We start from the raw sequence: 19,109 nt of genomic DNA on the forward strand, positions 1-19,109 counted from the left end.
AAACGTAAAAACTCCCGGGCCTTATCGAGGCTCGGGAGTTTTTTCATGTGAGAAGGATTTTAATTGTACAATTGCTTGTTCAAAGGAATAAATGATTTTCTCTTTAGGCTGGATTCCGCTAACATGCATGATGACCTTTCCATTGTTTATGATAATTAAGGCAGGTGTCCCTTTTGGCGATGGTTTTACAGGCAGGGCACTTTGTTCCTCATCCGATAGAATTTTCATCGTCCTGAGCTCGTTGGGATACTGTTCCTTCAATTCCAGCAGGGCGTCATAATAAGACACCTCATTTTCCTGATTAGCAGGGTCGGATATAAAAAGAATGCCATCATCTGTTTCAAGTTCTTTGGACTTTGCCAAGTTAATGGCACAGCCTGATAAAAAAAGGACAGAACATGCAAGAAACCCCATAACTTTTTTCATAACATCACCTGCTTTGCCCATTAATGATCAGTTGAAAGTAAGATTCAAATAAATAGAAGAAAATGTATGACTATAATACCATAGATCTCTTTCCTAACAGGGAACGTAATCGAAATGTTACGCAAATGAAACGTATCGGCGGAAAAGGGCAGGTTTAGAATTGATGTGGCAGTGCATATCATCAATATAAGGCTTAAAGAAAGGGTGATATAAATGCATATTAAGAAATACATGGCCCTTATTCTTCAATTGATGATATGGAGCGGTTTTACATTGGCACAATGGCTTTCGGGGAAGGATCATATCGTTACGAAAGCCCTCTTGTTTGTGGTCTTTTTCTATTTAGCATTTTTACTGGCACGGATGATTGTCAAATCAAATCGTTTATCGATTATGGTGACGATGTTAAGCCTGATGACATATGGCTTGCTTCATATCGTAATGAGGATCGTTTTTATTTCATCGAGCTGATGGGAAGCCGAATAGAAAAAAGGGAAAGGACAAGTTATAATAGGACAAGTGCCGCAGAGAAAGAGAATAAGAGACTGCAAAGGAGAGACAGACAATGAAAAAACTGATTTTGCTTACAGCTGTCATGCTGTTGCTTGCAGCATGCGGAGGAAAAACAGCTACCAAAGAGGAGCAGACAGGGGAAGAAAAACATCAAGCAACCGAAAGTCAGACAGGCCAGCAGGAAGAGTCGGCTGAGGAACCGGAAGAGGAAGAGAAAGCAGAAGCCCCTGCTTATAGAATGAACGAGAACAGCTATGCTTTGGAGCCGATCGATGATGCGAATCCAAAGGTGGCACTGCTGACCATCGATGATGCTCCTGATAAGTATGCGCTGGAAATGGCGAAAACGTTAAAAAGTCTTGATGCACCGGCTATCTTCTTTGTAAATGGCCATTTCATCAATTCGCCTGAGAAAGAGCAAATTGTAAAGGAAATCCACCAGCTTGGCTTTCCGATTGGCAATCATACATATTCGCATGCTGATTTAACTGCGCTGCCCCCTGAAAAGCAGCGTGAAGAGATCCTATCGGTAAACGATAAAGTGGAGGAGATTACTGGCGAAAAGCCAAGATTCTTCAGGGCGCCCTTTGGAAAGAACACCGATTTAACAAGAGAGATTGCAGCAAACGAAGGAATGCTTGTCATGAACTGGACGTACGGCTATGACTGGGAAAAGCAATACATGGATGCAAATGCATTGGCCGACATTATGGTCAATACAGAATTTCTGAGGGATGGCGCCAACCTGCTAATGCATGACCGGGAATGGACGAATGGAGCGTTGAAAAATATTGTGGAAGGGTTACGAGGCAAGGGGTATGAACTGCTGGATCCGAATATAATTGAAACACCGGCAGCAGGGCAGAAATAACTCACCCTTTAATTGTTTGTGCGATTTTCTCAATGTGATATACAATTAACCCTTGAAACATTAAAAGTGTTATATTATTATAGAGATAGCTTCTGAAAAGGCTTTCAAATTACAGTAGGAAGGGAAGATGTTCATGGGAATTATCATCTGCCAATCTTGCAATTCAACGATCGATCATTTTGAAGATGATAAGGTGTCTACTCTGTACTCGAGCTGCTGTGAATGCCAAAAAGAAGAAGAAGAATAAATGGATGAGAGGCCTGTCGGTTAACAGGCCTCTTTTTTTTTCCTAAGAAATGGGCTGTAATTCTTTAATAACTCGTATCGTCTCAAGGGATTCGTCCTCCAGGCCTTGGACTGGAAGGCCGACTTCGATATTCTTCTGGATGTAAGCCAAATTGTCGGCTGTGATGATTTCCCCAGGTATGAAAATCGGGATGCCTGGAGGGTAGACCATGATAAATTCAGCGCTAATCCTGTTGGCGGAATGATGAATAGGAATAACCTCTGTTTCCGCATAAAAAGCATCACGGGGCGACATCGCCAGAAGAGGGATGTCTGGAAGCAGAACTCCTGGGTTTTCCTCCTGTCCGACTTCTCCGAATTGTGCGGACAGCTCTTTAAAGGCTTCTATTAAGAGATTGGCCTCATTCCTTGTATCTCCCGGTGTGATAATGCACAATACATTATATAGATCGGAAAGCTCCACTTCGATGTTATATACCTCTCTGAGCCATTTCTCCGCTTCATACCCATTGATACCGAGGTTCTTGAGAGAAATGATCAGTTTGGTCGGATCCATCCCATATACTGCTTCCGAGTTAAGGAGCTCTATGCCCGGGCATGACAAGTGGGGGATGTTATTGATTTCTTCCCGAATATAGTTTGCGAGCTGAATCGCTTGTTCAATCAAATCGCTTCCTTCAGTCGCTAAGCGCCTCCTAGCAGCGTCAAGCGAGGCAAGCAGAATATAGGAGGTGGAAGTTGTTGTCAGCATACTGAGCATTGCCTGCACTCTCTGTGGCGACACTAAGCCCTCCCTAACGTTGAGAACAGAGCTTTGGGTCAATGAACCGCCGAGCTTGTGGACGCTTGTTGCTGCCATGTCTGCCCCTGCTTGCATCGCTGATACAGGAAGAGAGTCATGGAAATGGATATGAACACCGTGTGCTTCATCAACGAGAACGGGAACCTTGCGGGAATGTGCAATTTCGACAATTGTCTGCAAGTCTGCCGATGTGCCGAAATAGGTCGGATTGATGACGAGCACAGCCTTCGCGTCAGGATGGAGTGTAAGTGCTTTTTCCACAGAACTAGTTGTAATTCCGTGGGAAATGCCAAGTTCAGGGTCGATTTCCGGGTGGATGAAAATGGGAGTTGCACCTGAGAATACAACAGCCGACATGATCGATTTATGGACATTCCGAGGTACAATCAGCTTGTCCCCCGGCCCGCAAACAGACATAATCATCGCCATGATGGCCCCGCTTGTCCCCTGTACCGAAAAAAATGTATGGTCTGCCCCAAATGCCTCTGCAGCCAGCTTTTGTGCTTGCTTGATCATGCCTCTCGGGTGATGCAGATCATCAAGCGGGATAATATTAATTAAATCAATTGAGAGGGCATTTTCGCCAATAAAATCGCCGAATTCCCGATCTATTCCTGCGCCTTTTTTGTGGCCTGGGATATGGAACTGAATCGGATTTTTTTTCGCATGTTGCAAAAGACCGGTGAATAAGGGGGTTTCATTCTGTTTCAATCAAGTTCACTCCTCAAAATGGTTCTCTTTTAGGATGGTAGTAGTAGTACCCTTCCCTCGGGATGATTGAAAATGCGGGGGCAGGGTAAGAAATAAAGAGAGTATATACTCAGTATCGTAAACAAATAATAATTTGTACAGAAATAGATACAGGCAGGTGACCGGATAAATGGAATATCAATATCCTCTTTCCTATGATTGGACAAAGGAAGAAATCGTAGATGCTGTCGCTTTTTTTCAGACTGTCGAAGCCGCTTACGAAAAAGGCGTCCAGAAGGAACAACTGATGAAAGCCTATAGAAGGTTCAAAGAAATCGTTCCGAGCAAATCTGAAGAAAAGCAGCTTTGCGGCGAGTTCGAAAAAGACAGCGGGTATTCGCCGTACAGAACGGTAAAGGCAGTAAAGGAGGCTGGAGAGGGAGAAATCATCAAAATGAAGGTCCCTTCCCGTTAAGCCTAAATAATTTATAAAATCATAAATGGGCAAGGAAGTCAAGTTTATCGAACTTATAATCCGGGTATCAAAGTAGCAACAAGGAAAACAATGGAGAGCTGGTAAATCAACGAACGATCCGATGGAATGTAGGTTTATACACAATTTTGTTGCCGGCTGTCCTTGGCCCACATATAATACCATAAGCAATCCTGAATCGAGACCATAGCGATTAAATTTTCGGAAGGGGTGTTTCATCATGAAACAGGTAGTGAACGCTTATCGAAAAAAGAGCTTGGATAAACAGAAATTGGCGGTGCTCAAATTAGAGCTGAACTATGAATTGGCGGTACTGTTCGAGGCGCTGCAGGAAAACAATGAAGACATGAAAATCAAGACAAAACGGAAGCTGGAAAGAATTCGCGAAGAACTTGTCAAGCTTGAAGCGCTGTGAGAAGTGATAATGAGGGCTTCCGTATATAAGATCCATAAGCAATTCCATTGAACGGACTCTTCCCTGATCCAAGGAAAGGGTTCGTTTTTATCTTATTTGCTTGATAAATGAGCAGCAGTTCAATAAGCTGAATGAAACGCAGTGTTATACGGAGGAATGATGATGACGAATTGGAATGAGATAGACCAGATTGCAAAGGAATGGATAGTGGAAGCGGCGGAACGGATCAGATCCTCTTTCCCCGACACGTTGGATATTCAGACAAAGTCCAATCCGAATGATCTTGTCACGAATATCGACAGAGAAACGGAGGAGTTTTTCGCTTCTCGCATAAGGGACCGCTTTCCCGGGCAAAAAATACTTGGTGAGGAAGGGCTGGGCGATGAGTTGGACAGTCTCGACGGAATCGTCTGGATTTTGGATCCGATAGACGGAACGATGAATTTTATCCACCAACAAAGGAACTTCATGATCTCGCTCGGGATCTTCGAAAATGGGGAGAACCGGCTTGGATACATTTATGATGTCGTCCATAAAGAGCTGTATTCCGCCCATGCAGGCCACGGGGCATATTTTGACGGGGAAAGGCTGCCGGAACTGGAACCTGTCAAGTTGGAAGAAGCGATAGCAGGTATGAACCCGACATGGCTGATTGGCGATAAAGCTCCGAAGCATCTGCTCCCGCTTGTGAAAAAAATGAGAGGGGTGCGCAATTATGGCTCTGCAGCGATGGAATTGGCGTACGTTGCGACGGGAAGACTTGATGCGTACATTTCTCTCAACTTGGCGCCTTGGGATTTTGCCGGCGGAAAAGTGATTGTTGAGGAACTCGGAGGCAAGATGACCAAGCTTGACGGAAAGCCGCTCAACCTTCTTGAAAAAGGCGAAGTGTTTGCCGCAAAACCGGGTCTTTTTGAAATCATTTTGAATGGATATAATAAAGAGTAATAGCGAAGACAGTGCCGGATGCCGTGTGGCGGCATCCGGCACTGTCTACTTGTATTGCTTCACTGTCCACTCTGTTCCCTGAACTTACGCTTTAATTTAAAGCCATATACCATCGAAAACGACAGGAGTGCAAACGAGGCGACCATGCCGATAAAACTCCTCATGCCTAGAAATACGCCAATGCCGACAATCGAGGCAGCGGCAATGACTGAAAGCAGCAAAAATATCCCGTTCCTGTTTTGCATAATCTTCTCCTTCAGAATGTAATATTCAATTCATTGCATGCAACAATTCGGCGGGATTCGATCCTGCCTATTTTTATTCTACAAAAAAATATATGTTTTTTCCACTGAATATGATATAATAGCTCAGTTAAAGATAATAACAAAATGCGATTGACTTTAGATGCTTTATATTAGGCAGGAGGAAATATTTTGAAACAAAGAGAAGATATACGCAACATCGCAATCATTGCCCACGTTGACCATGGTAAAACGACACTGGTTGACCAGCTGCTGAAACAGTCAGGAACTTTCCGAGTAAATGAGCATGTGGAAGAACGAGCAATGGATTCCAATGATATTGAGCGGGAGCGTGGAATTACCATTCTTGCTAAGAACACTGCCATTCAATATAAAGATATTAAAATAAATATTATGGACACACCGGGGCACGCCGATTTCGGCGGCGAGGTGGAACGGATCCTGAAGATGGTTGACGGCGTTCTGCTCGTCGTTGACGCATACGAAGGCTGCATGCCGCAGACCCGGTTCGTTTTGAAGAAAGCTTTGGAGCAAAATCTCACACCGATTGTCGTCGTGAACAAAATCGACCGTGACTTTGCAAGACCTGAGGAGGTCGTTGATGAAGTCCTTGAGCTGTTCATCGAATTGGATGCCAATGACGAGCAATTGGAATTCCCGGTCATTTACGCCTCGGGGATCAATGGTACAGCAAGCAAAGTACCGGAAAAACAGGATGAGAACATGGAATGCCTGTATGAAACAATTGTTGAGCATATCCCTGCGCCAGTCGACAATCGCGAAGATCCACTTCAGTTCCAGGTTTCTTTACTTGACTACAACGACTATGTAGGCAGAATCGGCATCGGCCGGATTTTCCGCGGTTCGATGAAGGTCGGCCAGCAGGTTGCCGTCCTGAAATCAGGCGGCGTGGTCAAGAACTTCCGTGTAACGAAGCTGTTTGGCTTTTTTGGCTTGAAGCGGATTGAAATTCAAGAAGCATTTGCCGGTGACTTGATCGCTGTATCCGGGATGGAAGATTTGGATGTAGGTGATACAATCTGTCCGATTGACCACCAGGAGGCATTGCCGGAACTCAGGATTGACGAACCGACATTGCAAATGACCTTCCTCGTCAATAACAGTCCATTTGCCGGCCGTGAAGGAAAATGGATCACATCCCGGAAAATAGAAGAGCGTCTCAAAAGCCAGCTCGAGACAGATGTGAGCTTGCGCGTTGAAAACACAGCTTCTCCAGACGCGTGGATCGTATCCGGGCGTGGGGAATTGCATCTGTCCATCTTGATCGAAAACATGCGGAGAGAAGGGTATGAGCTTCAAGTATCCAAGCCTTCAGTTATTGTCAAAAATATCGATGGCGTTCGCTCCGAGCCAATAGAACGTGTGCAGATCGATGTTCCGGAAGAGCACACTGGCAGCATCATTGAATCGCTCGGCATGAGAAAAGGCGAAATGCTCGATATGATTAATAACGGAAACGGTCAAGTCCGACTCATTTTCAATGTTCCAGCGCGCGGATTGATCGGTTATACGACTGAATTCATGACATTAACTCGTGGATACGGTATTTTGAACCATACATTCGACAGCTACCAGCCGATGCAGCAAGGTAAGGTCGGCGGCAGAAGACAAGGGGTTCTCGTCTCGATGGAGACAGGTAAATCGACTACGTACGGCATCATGCAAGTCGAGGACAGAGGAACAATTTTTGTCGAACCAGGAACTGAAATTTATGAAGGGATGGTCGTTGGCGAGCATACCCGTGAGAACGACATTACGGTCAACATCACGAAAACGAAACATGCGACCAATGTCCGCTCCGCTACGAAAGACCAGACATCCGTCATCAAAAAACCGCGAATCATGTCTTTGGAAGAGGCGCTTGAGTATCTTGATGATGACGAGTATTGTGAAGTAACTCCTGTTTCCATTCGCCTGCGCAAGCAGATTTTAGACAAAAATGAACGGGAAAAGGCAGCAAAAAAGAAAAAGAATGCGGTGAATGAGTAATTTATTGCTCAGACCCTGCTAAAATATGCTATGCTTAACTCGGCCGGACAAGATCGGCCGAGTTTTATTTTTCTTATAAAGCGATGAAAGAGGGAGTACCGAATGCTTTTCAATTTATTTGCCCTTGCATTGACGAAATCCGATCTGAGGGCGATCGATCAGTTTTCACCTACGCTTAAATTTTTCTATCAAATCACTGGAAATGCGAATACAGCACCATCACTGCTTTGGTTGACCATCACAGCACTTGCTGTTCTTGTTTATAAGTTGGGCTTTGCCAAAAAGCTGCCTTTGCTGAAAAATATCGTCATATATTTATTTCTTATTGTCGGCTGCTTGTTCCTCACGTTCCTCGCTATCTTCCTTCCGATTGCTGAAGGCTTGATGGTAGCCGCGCTGATTCTTATTATTTACAAAATCCGCTTGAACCGTGAGCGAAAATCGGGAACAGTATAAACAGAAAAAGGGGCTGTCCAATAAGCCCTTTAAAAAGTAAAAAACCGAGAATGGGGGGTCTCTCCTCATTCTCGGTTTTTCGCATTGAATCCGTGGAAGGTGTGACCCGGAACGGAAAGCAACCGGGAGCGCACACCGATTTCTACATACACAAAAGAAGGACTGCCACAGAAAAGCTCAGTTTCCACTGACTTTCTGGACAGCCCTTTTTGCTGTCAAAATTCCTTATGCTTTTTATTGTACTTATATAATTGAAACGTATCCTTGGACAGACGGCTTTCTGTATTTAATTTGATCCGGTCATAGCAGTCCGGACACATATACGTATGGATCGGACGATTCCTCAGCCTCTTGGCAAGCGGGGAATCGCTATCCAACTCGAATTGCTGATCGCAAATAACACATTGTACATTCATTTTGAACACCTCAAATTGGAAAAATCGGTTTTATCCTATTGTACCACAAAGCGATGCGATACTTCCGGCGTCTATCCTGCATTTCAAGACATACTATTTAGTAAAGGAGGTGTACAGGCCTTACTGCGCGGCACCCGCACTTTTCAAGGCACAGGCAGAAAAACGAAAACATAGACTATTAAAAAGGAGCAGGAGGCATCAATTTGACAAAAATATATGTGCTTGACACGAATGTCTTATTGCAAGATCCGAACTCCATTTTATCCTTTGAGGACAATGAAGTCGTCATTCCTGCGGTAGTGCTGGAAGAAGTGGACTCGAAAAAGCGCTATATGAATGAAGTCGGCCGGAACGCACGGTACATTTCTAAAATGATGGATGGGTTCAGGCAGGCGGGCAGGCTTCATGAGAAAATACCCATGGAGAATGGGGGCAGTTTGAGAATAGAGTTGAACCACCGCTCCTTTATACAATTACAAGAAATCTTCGTTGAAAAGACAAATGATAATCGGATTCTTGCTGTCGCCAAAAATATTCTGCTTGAGGAGCAGGCAAAACCGGATGGAAGGCCAGTTATCCTCGTTTCGAAAGATGCGCTTCTGCGTGTGAAAGCAGATGCAATCGGGCTGGAGGCAGAGGATTTCCTCAGCGATAGAGTTGTTGAGCCTGATGACCTGTATACAGGCTTCACTGAATTGCATGTTGATATTGACATAATACGGGAATTTTATGAACAAGGCGAAGTACAGGCAGAGAAGCTTGAACAGAGGATGTATGCGAACCAGTTTGTCATTTTGAAAGATGAGCTGGGGACCTCCGCCTCAGCTATGGGAATCTATGACCATGCAAAAAATATCGTAAGGAAATTTGGAAACTCTCCGGAATCTGTCTGGGGCATCAAGCCGAGGAATGCCCAGCAGAATATGGCGATCGAGCTGCTGCTGAGGAAAGAGATTCAGCTTGTGACGCTCGTCGGAAAAGCCGGAACCGGGAAGACCTTGCTTGCACTCGCGGCCGGTTTGCTCCAGACCGAGGACCTGCGGTACTATAAAAAGCTGCTCGTCGCAAGGCCTGTAGTCCCTGTAGGCAAAGACTTGGGCTATTTGCCAGGGGAAAAGCAGGAGAAATTAAGGCCATGGATGCAGCCGATATATGATAATTTGGAGCATTTATTTAATACAAAAAAGCCAGGGGAAATAGACGCGATCTTGGCGGGAATGAGCTCAATTGAAGTTGAAGCGCTGACGTATATACGGGGAAGGAGCATCCCTGACCAATTCATCATTATTGATGAGGCCCAAAACTTGACGAAACATGAAGCGAAAACGATATTGACCCGTGTGGGCGAAAATAGCAAAATCGTTTTCATGGGCGATCCAGAGCAGATTGATCATCCTTATTTAGATGCGCATAATAATGGGCTTGTTTATATACTTGAACGATTTAAAGAAGAGCGAGTGGCGGGCCATATAAAATTGGTCAAAGGCGAACGGTCGGGGCTGGCGCAGCTTGCGGCAGATTTATTGTAAAGCTGCATTGAAAAAGGGCCACTCCGCATCTGGAAACACGGGGTGGCCCTGGCATAGCAAGGAATCATTCCACTCGGAAAGCCCTCACATTTTTAATCGGATCTTGGCGGTTTGAGCCGTCCGGCAGTAAAATATGAACCGGCCCGTCCTCACGAAGCGGCTTACCGTCTTTGGAAAACGCCAAAATTAATTGATAAGCTTCCTCAAGTGGGAATGTAACATCTCCATCGGCAGTCTCCGCAATAAGGAAAGATGCATCCCCGGCTGGTTCAGCGTTTTTAAGGAAAGGCTGGAATGAAATTCCGAAAGAGCCTGTCAATACCTTCACTTTCTCAAACTGGCGCTCCGACTTCAAGGTTGGAGGCAATGTATTCCCCTCTTTTATCACTCTGTCCCAATGTTTGGAAACAACAGTAAACTCCTCTTCAACCTCGTCTTCTTTTTCTTTTGTAAAATATGTATTCAAATCAATACGGCGATCATCAAAAATCCATACGCCCGCATCCAGCGTAATCGGAAATTTAACTTTTCCCTTAATCGGCAAGATTGTGCTCATCGACCCATTCCTCCTTCTCCACGCTATAAAGTATAGCGTGAAATAATAAAAATGAAAAGAGGAGCAACCCTTATCATGCTCTCGCTTAACGAAGTATAGGCCCTAGAACAGTGGATTTCCACTGTCCGTCTTCATCTTGTAACTTGCAATTTTGGCTTATTAACGGTAATATTTACAGATAGTATTGTCTATTTGTTTCGGAGACAAGGGGGATCAATGTGGTGTCTGATATGAAAATAGATCATCGGGAAAAAGCATATTCGCTCCTAAAGACAGATGCTGAAAAGATTTTGCGTCTCATTCAGGTGCAAATGGATAACTTGACTATGCCGCAATGTCCTTTATACGAAGAAGTGCTTGATACGCAAATGTTCGGCTTATCCCGTGAAATAGATTTTGCAGTCCGCCTTGGTCTCGTGGATGCAAAGGATGGAAAAGAGCTGATGGGCTCACTGGAACGCCAGTTGTCCGCATTGCACGAAGCCTCAATGAGGAAATAGGCACCGGTCGCTATTCAGATGGCCGGCAATCATCTAAGCAGAAACTCAAACAGTTCAATGTAATTGTTTGGGTTTTTTTGTAACAAACAACCATTCCTTGCCCAAAGCCTTATATACCGAAAGAGATTGGAAGAGTCATATGCTAAAAAAAATTCTCAAATCCTATGATTACCCGCTTATCACAGTATATATCATCTTGAGCCTTTTTGGTCTCGTCATGGTTTATAGTGCCAGCATGGTCATGGCCGTTCAATATTATGGCTATCCGCCTGACTTTTTTTACAAAAAGCAGCTGGTGAATCTTATATTTGCTTTCGTTGCATTTTTGTTCTTTGCGATTTTTCCTTACAAGGCGCTTAAAAATAAGAAGTTTTTGATGTTGCTAGTGTTCGCTGCTCTTGGCGGTTTGCTTGCAGTTTCCGTTTTCGGCCATGTGACGAACAATGCACAGAGCTGGATTGCCGTCGGTGCCCGTAAAGTGCAGCCGTCTGAGTTTGTCAAAGTAAGTGTCATCATTTACCTGTCAGCAGTATATTCCAACAAGCAGGCATACATAGACCAGATCAATAAAGGTGTCCTGCCGCCATTAATCTACCTCATTATCGTCTGCTTTTTAATCAAAATCGAGCCTGATAACGGAACGGCAGCGATCACTTTTTTGATCGGCATGACAATCATTATCTGCTCAGGAATGAGGCTGAAGACGATTATGAAACTGATTGGCGGTGCCATAGCTGGTGTAGTTCTCCTGTCGCCCTTTTTCATCTTCAAGCTGAGCAGCCTTTTTACCCCCGGCAATATGAAGAGGATCACCGGCTACCTGGATCCGTTCGGTACAGCTGACAAAGAAGGGTTTCAGCTTGTGAACTCTTACTTGGCAATCGGATCAGGCGGCATAAAAGGACTGGGTTTGGGCCAGAGCGTACAGAAGCTCGGTTATCTCCCGGAAGCCCATACCGACTTCATTATGTCCGTAATTGCAGAGGAATTGGGTGTGTTGGGCGTAATCCTCGTAGTCGGCGGAATTGCATTCATTGTCCTGAGAGGCTTTTATATCGGCATTAAATCACGTGATCCATTCGGCAGCATGCTGGCGATTGGCATTTCTTCAATGATCGGTATCCAGTCATTTATCAACCTTGGCGGCATGTCTGGATTAATCCCGATTACAGGCGTCACACTTCCGTTTATCAGTTATGGCGGATCTTCAATTTTGGTTCTGTCTATTTCTATGGGGATCCTGACCAATGTTGCGATGTTCAAAAACTACGAAGAAAAGTACAAATTCGCTGGTGAGCTTCCAAACAAGGAGCCAAAGAGGCTGTCGGCACGTGTTTCTACTCCATATAGCCAACGATCTTAAAAGGGGATTATACGTAAAAAAGACAGCAGATTATGCCCCTTGAGATTTTGCTGAGAACCATGATCGGTATTATCAGGGCCAGCCGCTGCCAAGCTGTTCGATTCTGCTGGCGAAATGAAAAATACACAAAAAAACATGCACAGCATAAAGCTTGTGCATGTTTTTTATTGGATAATAATGTCCGTTTCTTTCGGTTCCTTGTCTTTTTCCATGGAGACAGCGGCTCGAGAGACCGCGACGCCTGGCCTTGTCAACAACATGATGAAATAACTCAACAGACCGAAGAGGCAGGCGATGAATAAAGCGTGAAGCAGAGCCACATAAATGTTTAGACTAGTAAAGACGACGACAGCTCCTGCCGTTACTTGCAGCAATACGAGGATAAAAGCGATGATCCATCCCCAATAAAGCACATTCTGGTCACGGTAATGGCGCACTGCCAAGTAGGCGGCGTAGGCAATCCAGAGAAAGATCAAGCCTGCTGCCAACCGGTGGCCCATTTGAATCCACTGGTACAAGTTCGTTGGAAGAGCAAAAGCACTGTTGTCGCATAATGGCCAATCCCGGCAGACGAGACTGGATTCCGTATGTCTGACGAGCGCCCCCGTATAAACGACAAAGTAGCTGTACAGCGTTATCCCGATAATATGAAATTTCATCCTCTTGTCAATTCGCAGCTTCTCTGTGTCAAACTTCTGGTCGACCTCGAAAATAAGGAGTGTAAGAAGAAGTACGGCAGCAAACGAGATGAGGGATATTCCAAAGTGGAGCGCCAGCACAAAATCAGACTGTGGCCATAGAACCGCTGCCGCTCCGATCAGTGCCTGCAAAATAAGGAAAGACACAGAGAGAATGGCGAGCGGCTTCGTTTCCCGCTTATGGCCGATTACCTTCCAAGACCAGAATGCCAATACAGAGACAAGAATGGCTGCGCTGCCGGATACAAGTCTATGAGCCAGCTCGATCACCAATTCAACAGTAATTTCACTTGGAAGGAATTCTCCATTGCAAAGCGGCCATGAACGTCCGCATCCCATTTCGGAACCCGTTTTCGTTACGAGCGCCCCTCCAATCAGGACGCCGAGCATGACGAATGATGTAAGTACAGCAAACCATTTAAGCTTACGGTGCAAATTTTCACCTTCTATCAAGTTCATTATTTATTTTTTTGTCAAAAGATCATTCATTTCGATACTACATAAATGGGGAATAAATTACAACCGACAAAATTGTTACAGCTTCATAATGAAGGAAACTTGAAATGAATGTAGAAATTTGCTAAAAATAATAACTGGACGGCTTGCTCGAATGATCATAAATTCACCTTCTCGACACAAAACTGCCATACTAGCGCAGGTTTGCCATCACTAAGCCTCCTGTAAATATGGTTTAATTATTAATTGCGGCAGTGTCTTTCTCCCAGTTTGTCAACTTCTGCCGTCTGTGCAGGCCTGACCGCTCTTATTTTTGGCGGCGATATGGTACAATAGATGGGCAGCTTGTGGGCATACATACTTCAGTTCGGAATTGTGACAATTAGTGAACAAATACTGAATTCTTTCCGAAAAAAATGAAAACCTGCTGTTAATGCATTATAGTAATGTTATACGTCAGATCTCTGTTTGCAGAAAGGAGGAAAACAATGAGTAACAGCCGCAGTGCTGCAGTGGTGAATGAAACGGCGGATCACGGAGCGATGACATGGAAAGACTTCATGTCCCTCATTAAAATCGGGATTGTTAATTCCAATTTGATCACGACCTTCACCGGATTATGGCTGGCTTTCATCTTTACCAATCAGCACTTTTTACAATCTCTTGATATTGTAATTTATACACTGCTCGGATCCTCTCTGATCATTGCAGGCTCATGCGCGCTCAATAACTTTATCGACCGCGATATTGACCCGATTATGCAGCGTACAAAGGGAAGGCCTACTGTCACAGGAAAAATTGGCGGAGCGAAAGTGCTTGGCATCGGCTTTACGTTCCTCGGCCTTGGTCTGATTCTGTTGTTTTTGACCAATATGACTGCCGGCTTCATCGGAATCATCGGCGTATTCAGTTATGTTGTCCTTTACAGCATGTGGTCAAAGCGCCTTTACGTCAGCAATACTGTGATTGGCAGCCTCTCAGGTGCAGTTCCGCCGCTCATTGGCTGGGCCGCAGTTGATCCGTCATTGCCGTTGACCGCGTGGATGCTGTTCCTTTTGATGTTCATTTGGCAGCCTCCGCATTTTTATGCGCTCGCTATGAGAAGAGTCGATGAGTATCGAGCAGCTGGAATTCCAATGCTGCCTGTTGTCAAAGGGTTTGCTGCAACGAAAAGGCATATTATCATTTGGGTGGCACTTTTGTTGCCGATTCCATTTGTTATGAGTTCTCTCGGACTCCCTTTCATTATTTTAGCCACCTTGCTGAATATCGGCTGGCTGGCGCTTGGAATCGCGGGCTATAAACAAAAGGATGACAAGAAATGGGCTACAAGAATGTTTGTATATTCATTAAACTACTTGACAATCCTGTTTACAGCCATGGTGATCTTTACAGTGATTTAACCTGGGAATTCTTTCTTTTATAGAGAAATCCACATATAGATTTACGGTCCTTGTTACCACCAAGACACTTAACGAAAGAGGGGTTTGATTAAACTATGAAACAATGGCTGCAAAAATGGCGTCTGTTATCAGTTTTTGCGATTCTGGCGCTAGTCCTGTCTGGATGCGGCGAGCCATTCCTTTCCGCCTTGAAACCGGCGGGTGAAGTCGCTCAGCAGCAGTATGATCTCATACTTCTCAGCTTGGGCATCATGGTATTGGTTATCGTGGTAGTAGTGGCAATTTTCACTGTTATTATGTTCCGCTTCCGACGCAAAAAAGGAGAAGAAAACAAAATACCTAAGCAAGTGGAAGGAAGCCATGTCCTGGAGTTGGTTTGGACAATCATCCCAATCATTCTCCTTCTCATCCTGGCCGTTCCAACGGTTGCCGCTACATTCTCGCAAGGCGATGTAGGCGCAATCAATAAAAAAGATGCTGAGGGCAATCCAAAATCGCTTGTAGTGAATGTTCGCGCTCATCTTTACTGGTGGGAGTTTGAATATCCGAATTTAGGTATTGTCACAAGTCAGGACCTTGTCATTCCTACTGATGAAAAAGTGTATTTCCAACTTACATCAGCTGATATTAAGCACTCATTCTGGATTCCGCCATTGGGTGGAAAGCTGGATACGAATCCAGACAACATCAATAAATTCTGGTTGAAGGTTGACCAGGAGAAGGCATCTGATGTCAATGAATTGTTCTATGGGAAATGTGCTGAGCTTTGTGGACCTTCCCATGCTTTCATGGACTTCAAAGTTAAAGCTTTGCCAAAATCAGACTTTGACAGCTGGGTAGCTGATATGCAGGGAGCGAAAGAAAAGAAAGTCGAGCCATCAACTGACTTGGCTAGACAAGGGGAAGAAGTCTTCTCGCAAAACTGTATCACTTGTCACGCAATCAGCCCGGACAGCAGCACACCACCTCAGGCACGGACTGCTCCGAACCTGTCCAATTTCGGTGAACGGACTACAGTTGCAGGCATCCTGCCTCATGATGAAGAAAACATCAAGAAATGGCTGAAAGACCCTGAAGCCATCAAGCCGGGCAATAAAATGTCCAATACGTATCCTGAATTGTCTGAGGACCAAATGGATGCGTTGGCTGCTTACCTGATGGAATTGAAAGTGCAGAATAAATAACGGCCCCGAAAAAAGGAGGTTAAAACGTGAGTAGTATTGCTCAAAAGAGAGGCTTCGGTGCCACAGTTTGGGATTACCTGACAACGGTTGACCATAAGAAGATCGCGGTACTTTATATTGCTGCCGGCGGATTCTTCTTTCTCTTAGGCGGTCTCGAAGCAATGATCATCCGTATTCAACTGGCTATTCCAAACAATGATTTTGTAACAGCCGGTGTCTTTAATGAAATGCTGACTATGCATGGAACGACAATGATATTTTTTGCCGCCATGCCGATATTGATCGGGTTTATGAACCTGATAATGCCGCTGCAGATCGGGGCTCGGGACGTTGCGTTCCCGTTTTTGAACTCACTCGGCTTCTGGCTCTTCTTTTTTGGAGGAGTATTGCTGAACTGTTCTTGGTTCCTAGGCGGAGCTCCTGATGCAGGATGGACTTCCTATGCATCATTGGCGCTCAATTCTGCTACACACGGAATAGATTTCTATGCACTCGGCGTACAGATTTCCGGTTTCGGAACGCTCATGGGGGGAATTAACTTCCTCGTTACCATCATTAACATGCGTGCGCCAGGCATGACCTATATGCGTATGCCAATGTTCAGCTGGACAACATTTGTTACATCAGCGCTGATTTTGTTTGCATTCCCGCCGCTGACTGTATCTTTGTTCATGCTGACGTTTGACAGAATGTTTGGTTCTAACTTCTTCGTCGTTTCACAGGGCGGAAATACGATTATCTGGGAGCACTTCTTCTGGATCTTCGGTCACCCGGAAGTTTACATTCTGATTTTGCCGGCTTTCGGTATTTTCTCTGAGATTTTTGCTACATTTTCAAGAAAACGTCTCTTTGGATATTCATCCATGGTTTTTGCAACCGTCCTAATCGGTTTCCTTGGATTTATGGTTTGGGCTCACCATATGTTTACGGTCGGCCTCGGTAATATTGCGAATGCGATCTTTGCGGTTGCGACAATGGCAATTGCCGTTCCGACAGGGATCAAAATCTTTAACTGGCTGTTTACGATGTGGGGAGGCAGCATCAAGTTCACTACGCCGATGCTGTACGCAGCTGCGTTCATCCCATCCTTCGTAATGGGTGGGGTTACAGGTATCATGCAAGCCGCTGCACCTGCGGATTATCAGTTCCATGATACGTACTTTATTGTTGCTCACTTCCATTATGTCATCGTCGGCGGTGTTGTACTCGCGATTTTGGCAGCTACTCATTTCTATTGGCCAAAACTTTTCGGTACAATGTTGAATGAAACACTTGGTAAAATTACATTTGTTCTGTTCTTGCTCGGTTTCCATTTGACTTTCTTTATCCAGCATTTCCTCGGTTTGATGGGAATGCCGCGAAGAGTGGCATCTTTCCTTGATAATCAAGGATTGAACTCTGGAAACTTAATCAGTACGATTGGCGCTTTGACAATGGCGGTAGCGATCATCATCATGTTGATCAACATTGTCATCACTTCGGTCAAAAACGTCAAAGTTGGCAATGACCCTTGGGAAGACGGAAGAACGTTGGAATGGGCTCTCCCATCTCCACCGCCGTTCTATAACTTTACACAGCTTCCACTGGTACGCGGAATTGACGCTTACTGGCTTGAAAAGATGGAAGGCAAGACTGAGATGACACCGGCTGAGCCTGTTGGTGATATCCATATGCCAAACGGTTCCATCCTGCCGATTTTTATCTCTTTGGGCTTCTTCATCGCCTCTTTTGGATGTATCTATCACCAAGAACACTCTTGGGGAATACCGGTTATTATCATCGGTCTCATAGTTGCTTTTGGTTCCATGCTTCTTCGTTCTCTGAAAGATGACCATGGTTTCCACATCTCAAAGGAAGAATTGGTTAATGATAATAAGAAGGGGGTAAGGGCATAATGCATGTTGAAGAACAGTTTACACAAAAAACATGGCCTGAGGCTCCTGAAAGGGCAACACTTGAAGGCAAGAATAAATTCTTGGGTTTCTGGTTCTTTCTCGGAGGCGAGACAGTTCTCTTCGCCTCTCTCTTTGCAACATACCTGGCATTAAAGGATAAAGTGCCAACGAAGGACTCTGTTATTTCTACAGATCTCTTCGAATTGCCGCTTGCCTTTATTATGACGATGGTTCTTTTGACGAGCTCCATCACAAGCGTTTATGCGATCTACCATATGAAGAACTTCCATTTCAAGAAAATGCAGGCTTGGCTTCTTGTCACTGTCCTGCTTGGATTGACTTTCCTTGGTTTGGAGATCTACGAGTTCAGACATTATGTACATGAATTCAAATTCGGCTTCAAGTCAAGTGCGTTCAGCTCAGCATTTTATACACTGGTCGGCTTCCACGGCGGACACGTTGTGTTTGGTCTAGGCTGGATAATCGCTTTGATGGTGAGAAATGCAAAACGTGGACTCAGCCTTTACAACGCGCCGAAGTTTTATGTAGCAAGCCTTTACTGGCACTTCATCGACGTTGTCTGGGTATTCATTTTCACAGTCGTATATCTTATGGGGATGGTGGGATAATAGATGGATAACCAACATTTAGGTTCTGGCAACCCAAGGGTTGACTACGAATATCGTCGTAAGAGAAACGCTGAGGAAATGAGGCATCAAATAATTTCCTTTGCACTCTCAATCTTTTTGACACTCGTTGCCTTTGGCTCCGTGTATGCAGGATTCGACAAATGGTTCGTGATTCCATTCATTCTCCTGCTCGCGATTGTGCAAGTCATTTTCCAGTTGTACTACTTTATGCACATGAGCCATAAAGGCCATGAAGCTCCGCAGTTATTTATTTACGGCGGTATCATCATAGGATTTGTCACAATCCTTTGCTTCATGACGATTGTTTGGATCTAATCAAAAAACCT

At 44.7% G+C, this 19,109-nt stretch carries 22 protein-coding genes; 16 read left to right on the plus strand and 6 right to left on the minus strand.

The genetic code is table 11. The annotated features are described in order from the left end of the window. Positions 1–21: 21 nt before the first annotated feature. Complete coding sequence (locus AC0TWI_RS03400; protein ID WP_488124932.1) at positions 22–426, minus strand: YbbN family protein; 405 nt, start codon at positions 424–426, stop codon at positions 22–24. A gap of 213 nt (positions 427–639) precedes the next feature. On the opposite strand from AC0TWI_RS03400, the gene AC0TWI_RS03405 reads away from it, so the two are divergent. The 3 genes from AC0TWI_RS03405 (at position 640) to AC0TWI_RS03415 (ending at position 2,057) form a co-directional block, all read left to right on the plus strand. Then, a complete protein-coding gene (locus AC0TWI_RS03405) occupies positions 640–897 on the plus strand; it encodes a hypothetical protein (RefSeq protein WP_488124933.1) in 258 nt (85 codons plus the stop codon). Between the two features lie 94 nt (positions 898–991). Beyond that, complete coding sequence (locus tag AC0TWI_RS03410) at positions 992–1,810, plus strand: polysaccharide deacetylase family protein (protein WP_488124934.1); 819 nt, start codon at positions 992–994, stop codon at positions 1,808–1,810. A 133-nt stretch (positions 1,811–1,943) separates the two neighbouring features. Next, positions 1,944–2,057, plus strand: coding sequence for a GapA-binding peptide SR1P (locus AC0TWI_RS03415; protein ID WP_488124935.1), 114 nt, complete (start codon positions 1,944–1,946; stop codon positions 2,055–2,057). 42 nt (positions 2,058–2,099) lie between these two features. On the opposite strand, the gene AC0TWI_RS03420 is transcribed toward AC0TWI_RS03415, so the two are convergent. Then, a complete protein-coding gene (locus AC0TWI_RS03420) occupies positions 2,100–3,569 on the minus strand; it encodes an aminotransferase class I/II-fold pyridoxal phosphate-dependent enzyme (protein ID WP_488124936.1) in 1,470 nt (489 codons plus the stop codon). 169 nt (positions 3,570–3,738) lie between these two features. Between AC0TWI_RS03420 and AC0TWI_RS03425 the strand changes: the two genes are divergently transcribed. The 3 genes from AC0TWI_RS03425 (at position 3,739) to AC0TWI_RS03435 (ending at position 5,404) form a co-directional block, all read left to right on the plus strand. Next, on the plus strand, positions 3,739–4,023 hold the full coding sequence (locus AC0TWI_RS03425) for a UPF0223 family protein (protein ID WP_488124937.1): 285 nt from the start codon (positions 3,739–3,741) through the stop codon (positions 4,021–4,023). A 238-nt stretch (positions 4,024–4,261) separates the two neighbouring features. After that, positions 4,262–4,456: a hypothetical protein gene (locus AC0TWI_RS03430; protein ID WP_488124938.1), complete on the plus strand. Its 195-nt coding sequence runs from the start codon at positions 4,262–4,264 to the stop codon at positions 4,454–4,456. A gap of 159 nt (positions 4,457–4,615) precedes the next feature. Beyond that, positions 4,616–5,404 (plus strand): inositol monophosphatase family protein, encoded by a 789-nt coding sequence (locus AC0TWI_RS03435; protein WP_488125034.1) that lies wholly within the window; start codon positions 4,616–4,618, stop codon positions 5,402–5,404. 59 nt (positions 5,405–5,463) lie between these two features. Here the strand turns inward: AC0TWI_RS03435 and AC0TWI_RS03440 are convergent, their stop codons facing one another. Next, entirely contained in the window at positions 5,464–5,649 is a 186-nt protein-coding gene (locus AC0TWI_RS03440; RefSeq protein WP_488124939.1) for a YlaF family protein, read from the minus strand. 189 nt (positions 5,650–5,838) lie between these two features. On the opposite strand from AC0TWI_RS03440, the gene typA reads away from it, so the two are divergent. Next, a complete protein-coding gene (typA, locus tag AC0TWI_RS03445; RefSeq protein ID WP_488124940.1) occupies positions 5,839–7,677 on the plus strand; it encodes a translational GTPase TypA in 1,839 nt (612 codons plus the stop codon). A 102-nt stretch (positions 7,678–7,779) separates the two neighbouring features. After that, positions 7,780–8,133, plus strand: a complete 354-nt coding sequence (locus tag AC0TWI_RS03450; protein WP_488124941.1) for a YlaH-like family protein — start codon at positions 7,780–7,782, stop codon at positions 8,131–8,133. A gap of 215 nt (positions 8,134–8,348) precedes the next feature. Here AC0TWI_RS03450 and AC0TWI_RS03455 read toward each other — a convergent pair whose 3' ends face one another. Next, positions 8,349–8,549: a YlaI family protein gene (locus AC0TWI_RS03455; protein ID WP_488124942.1), complete on the minus strand. Its 201-nt coding sequence runs from the start codon at positions 8,547–8,549 to the stop codon at positions 8,349–8,351. Between the two features lie 203 nt (positions 8,550–8,752). Here AC0TWI_RS03455 and AC0TWI_RS03460 point away from each other — a divergent pair, with 203 nt between their 5' ends. Further along, complete coding sequence (locus tag AC0TWI_RS03460) at positions 8,753–10,078, plus strand: PhoH family protein (protein ID WP_488124943.1); 1,326 nt, start codon at positions 8,753–8,755, stop codon at positions 10,076–10,078. 64 nt (positions 10,079–10,142) lie between these two features. On the opposite strand, the gene AC0TWI_RS03465 is transcribed toward AC0TWI_RS03460, so the two are convergent. Next, complete coding sequence (locus AC0TWI_RS03465; RefSeq protein WP_488124944.1) at positions 10,143–10,634, minus strand: peptidyl-prolyl cis-trans isomerase; 492 nt, start codon at positions 10,632–10,634, stop codon at positions 10,143–10,145. Between the two features lie 230 nt (positions 10,635–10,864). Here AC0TWI_RS03465 and AC0TWI_RS03470 point away from each other — a divergent pair, with 230 nt between their 5' ends. Both AC0TWI_RS03470 and AC0TWI_RS03475 read left to right on the plus strand, forming a co-directional pair. Further along, positions 10,865–11,134, plus strand: coding sequence for an Fpa/YlaN family protein (locus AC0TWI_RS03470; protein ID WP_488125035.1), 270 nt, complete (start codon positions 10,865–10,867; stop codon positions 11,132–11,134). Between the two features lie 139 nt (positions 11,135–11,273). Further along, complete coding sequence (locus AC0TWI_RS03475; protein WP_488124945.1) at positions 11,274–12,497, plus strand: FtsW/RodA/SpoVE family cell cycle protein; 1,224 nt, start codon at positions 11,274–11,276, stop codon at positions 12,495–12,497. A 164-nt stretch (positions 12,498–12,661) separates the two neighbouring features. On the opposite strand, the gene AC0TWI_RS03480 is transcribed toward AC0TWI_RS03475, so the two are convergent. Next, positions 12,662–13,630: a COX15/CtaA family protein gene (locus AC0TWI_RS03480; protein ID WP_488124946.1), complete on the minus strand. Its 969-nt coding sequence runs from the start codon at positions 13,628–13,630 to the stop codon at positions 12,662–12,664. A gap of 509 nt (positions 13,631–14,139) precedes the next feature. Here AC0TWI_RS03480 and cyoE point away from each other — a divergent pair. The 5 genes from cyoE to ctaF all read left to right on the plus strand — a co-directional run bounded on the left by cyoE (position 14,140) and on the right by ctaF (position 19,098). Continuing rightward, the gene (gene cyoE / locus AC0TWI_RS03485; RefSeq protein WP_488124947.1) at positions 14,140–15,054 is read left to right on the plus strand and encodes a heme o synthase; all 915 of its coding nucleotides are present in this window, start codon (positions 14,140–14,142) and stop codon (positions 15,052–15,054) included. 95 nt (positions 15,055–15,149) lie between these two features. Further along, the gene (gene coxB, locus AC0TWI_RS03490; protein ID WP_488124948.1) at positions 15,150–16,238 is read left to right on the plus strand and encodes a cytochrome c oxidase subunit II; all 1,089 of its coding nucleotides are present in this window, start codon (positions 15,150–15,152) and stop codon (positions 16,236–16,238) included. A 26-nt stretch (positions 16,239–16,264) separates the two neighbouring features. Continuing rightward, positions 16,265–18,133 (plus strand): cytochrome c oxidase subunit I, encoded by a 1,869-nt coding sequence (locus AC0TWI_RS03495; protein WP_488124949.1) that lies wholly within the window; start codon positions 16,265–16,267, stop codon positions 18,131–18,133. Beyond that, the gene (locus tag AC0TWI_RS03500) at positions 18,133–18,762 is read left to right on the plus strand and encodes a cytochrome c oxidase subunit 3 (RefSeq protein ID WP_488124950.1); all 630 of its coding nucleotides are present in this window, start codon (positions 18,133–18,135) and stop codon (positions 18,760–18,762) included. Before AC0TWI_RS03495 ends, AC0TWI_RS03500 begins: the two co-directional genes overlap by 1 nt. 3 nt (positions 18,763–18,765) lie before the next feature. After that, complete coding sequence (ctaF, locus tag AC0TWI_RS03505; RefSeq protein WP_488124951.1) at positions 18,766–19,098, plus strand: cytochrome c oxidase subunit IVB; 333 nt, start codon at positions 18,766–18,768, stop codon at positions 19,096–19,098. Positions 19,099–19,109 lie beyond the last annotated feature (11 nt).

Source organism: Lederbergia sp. B243.17, from assembly GCF_057657925.1.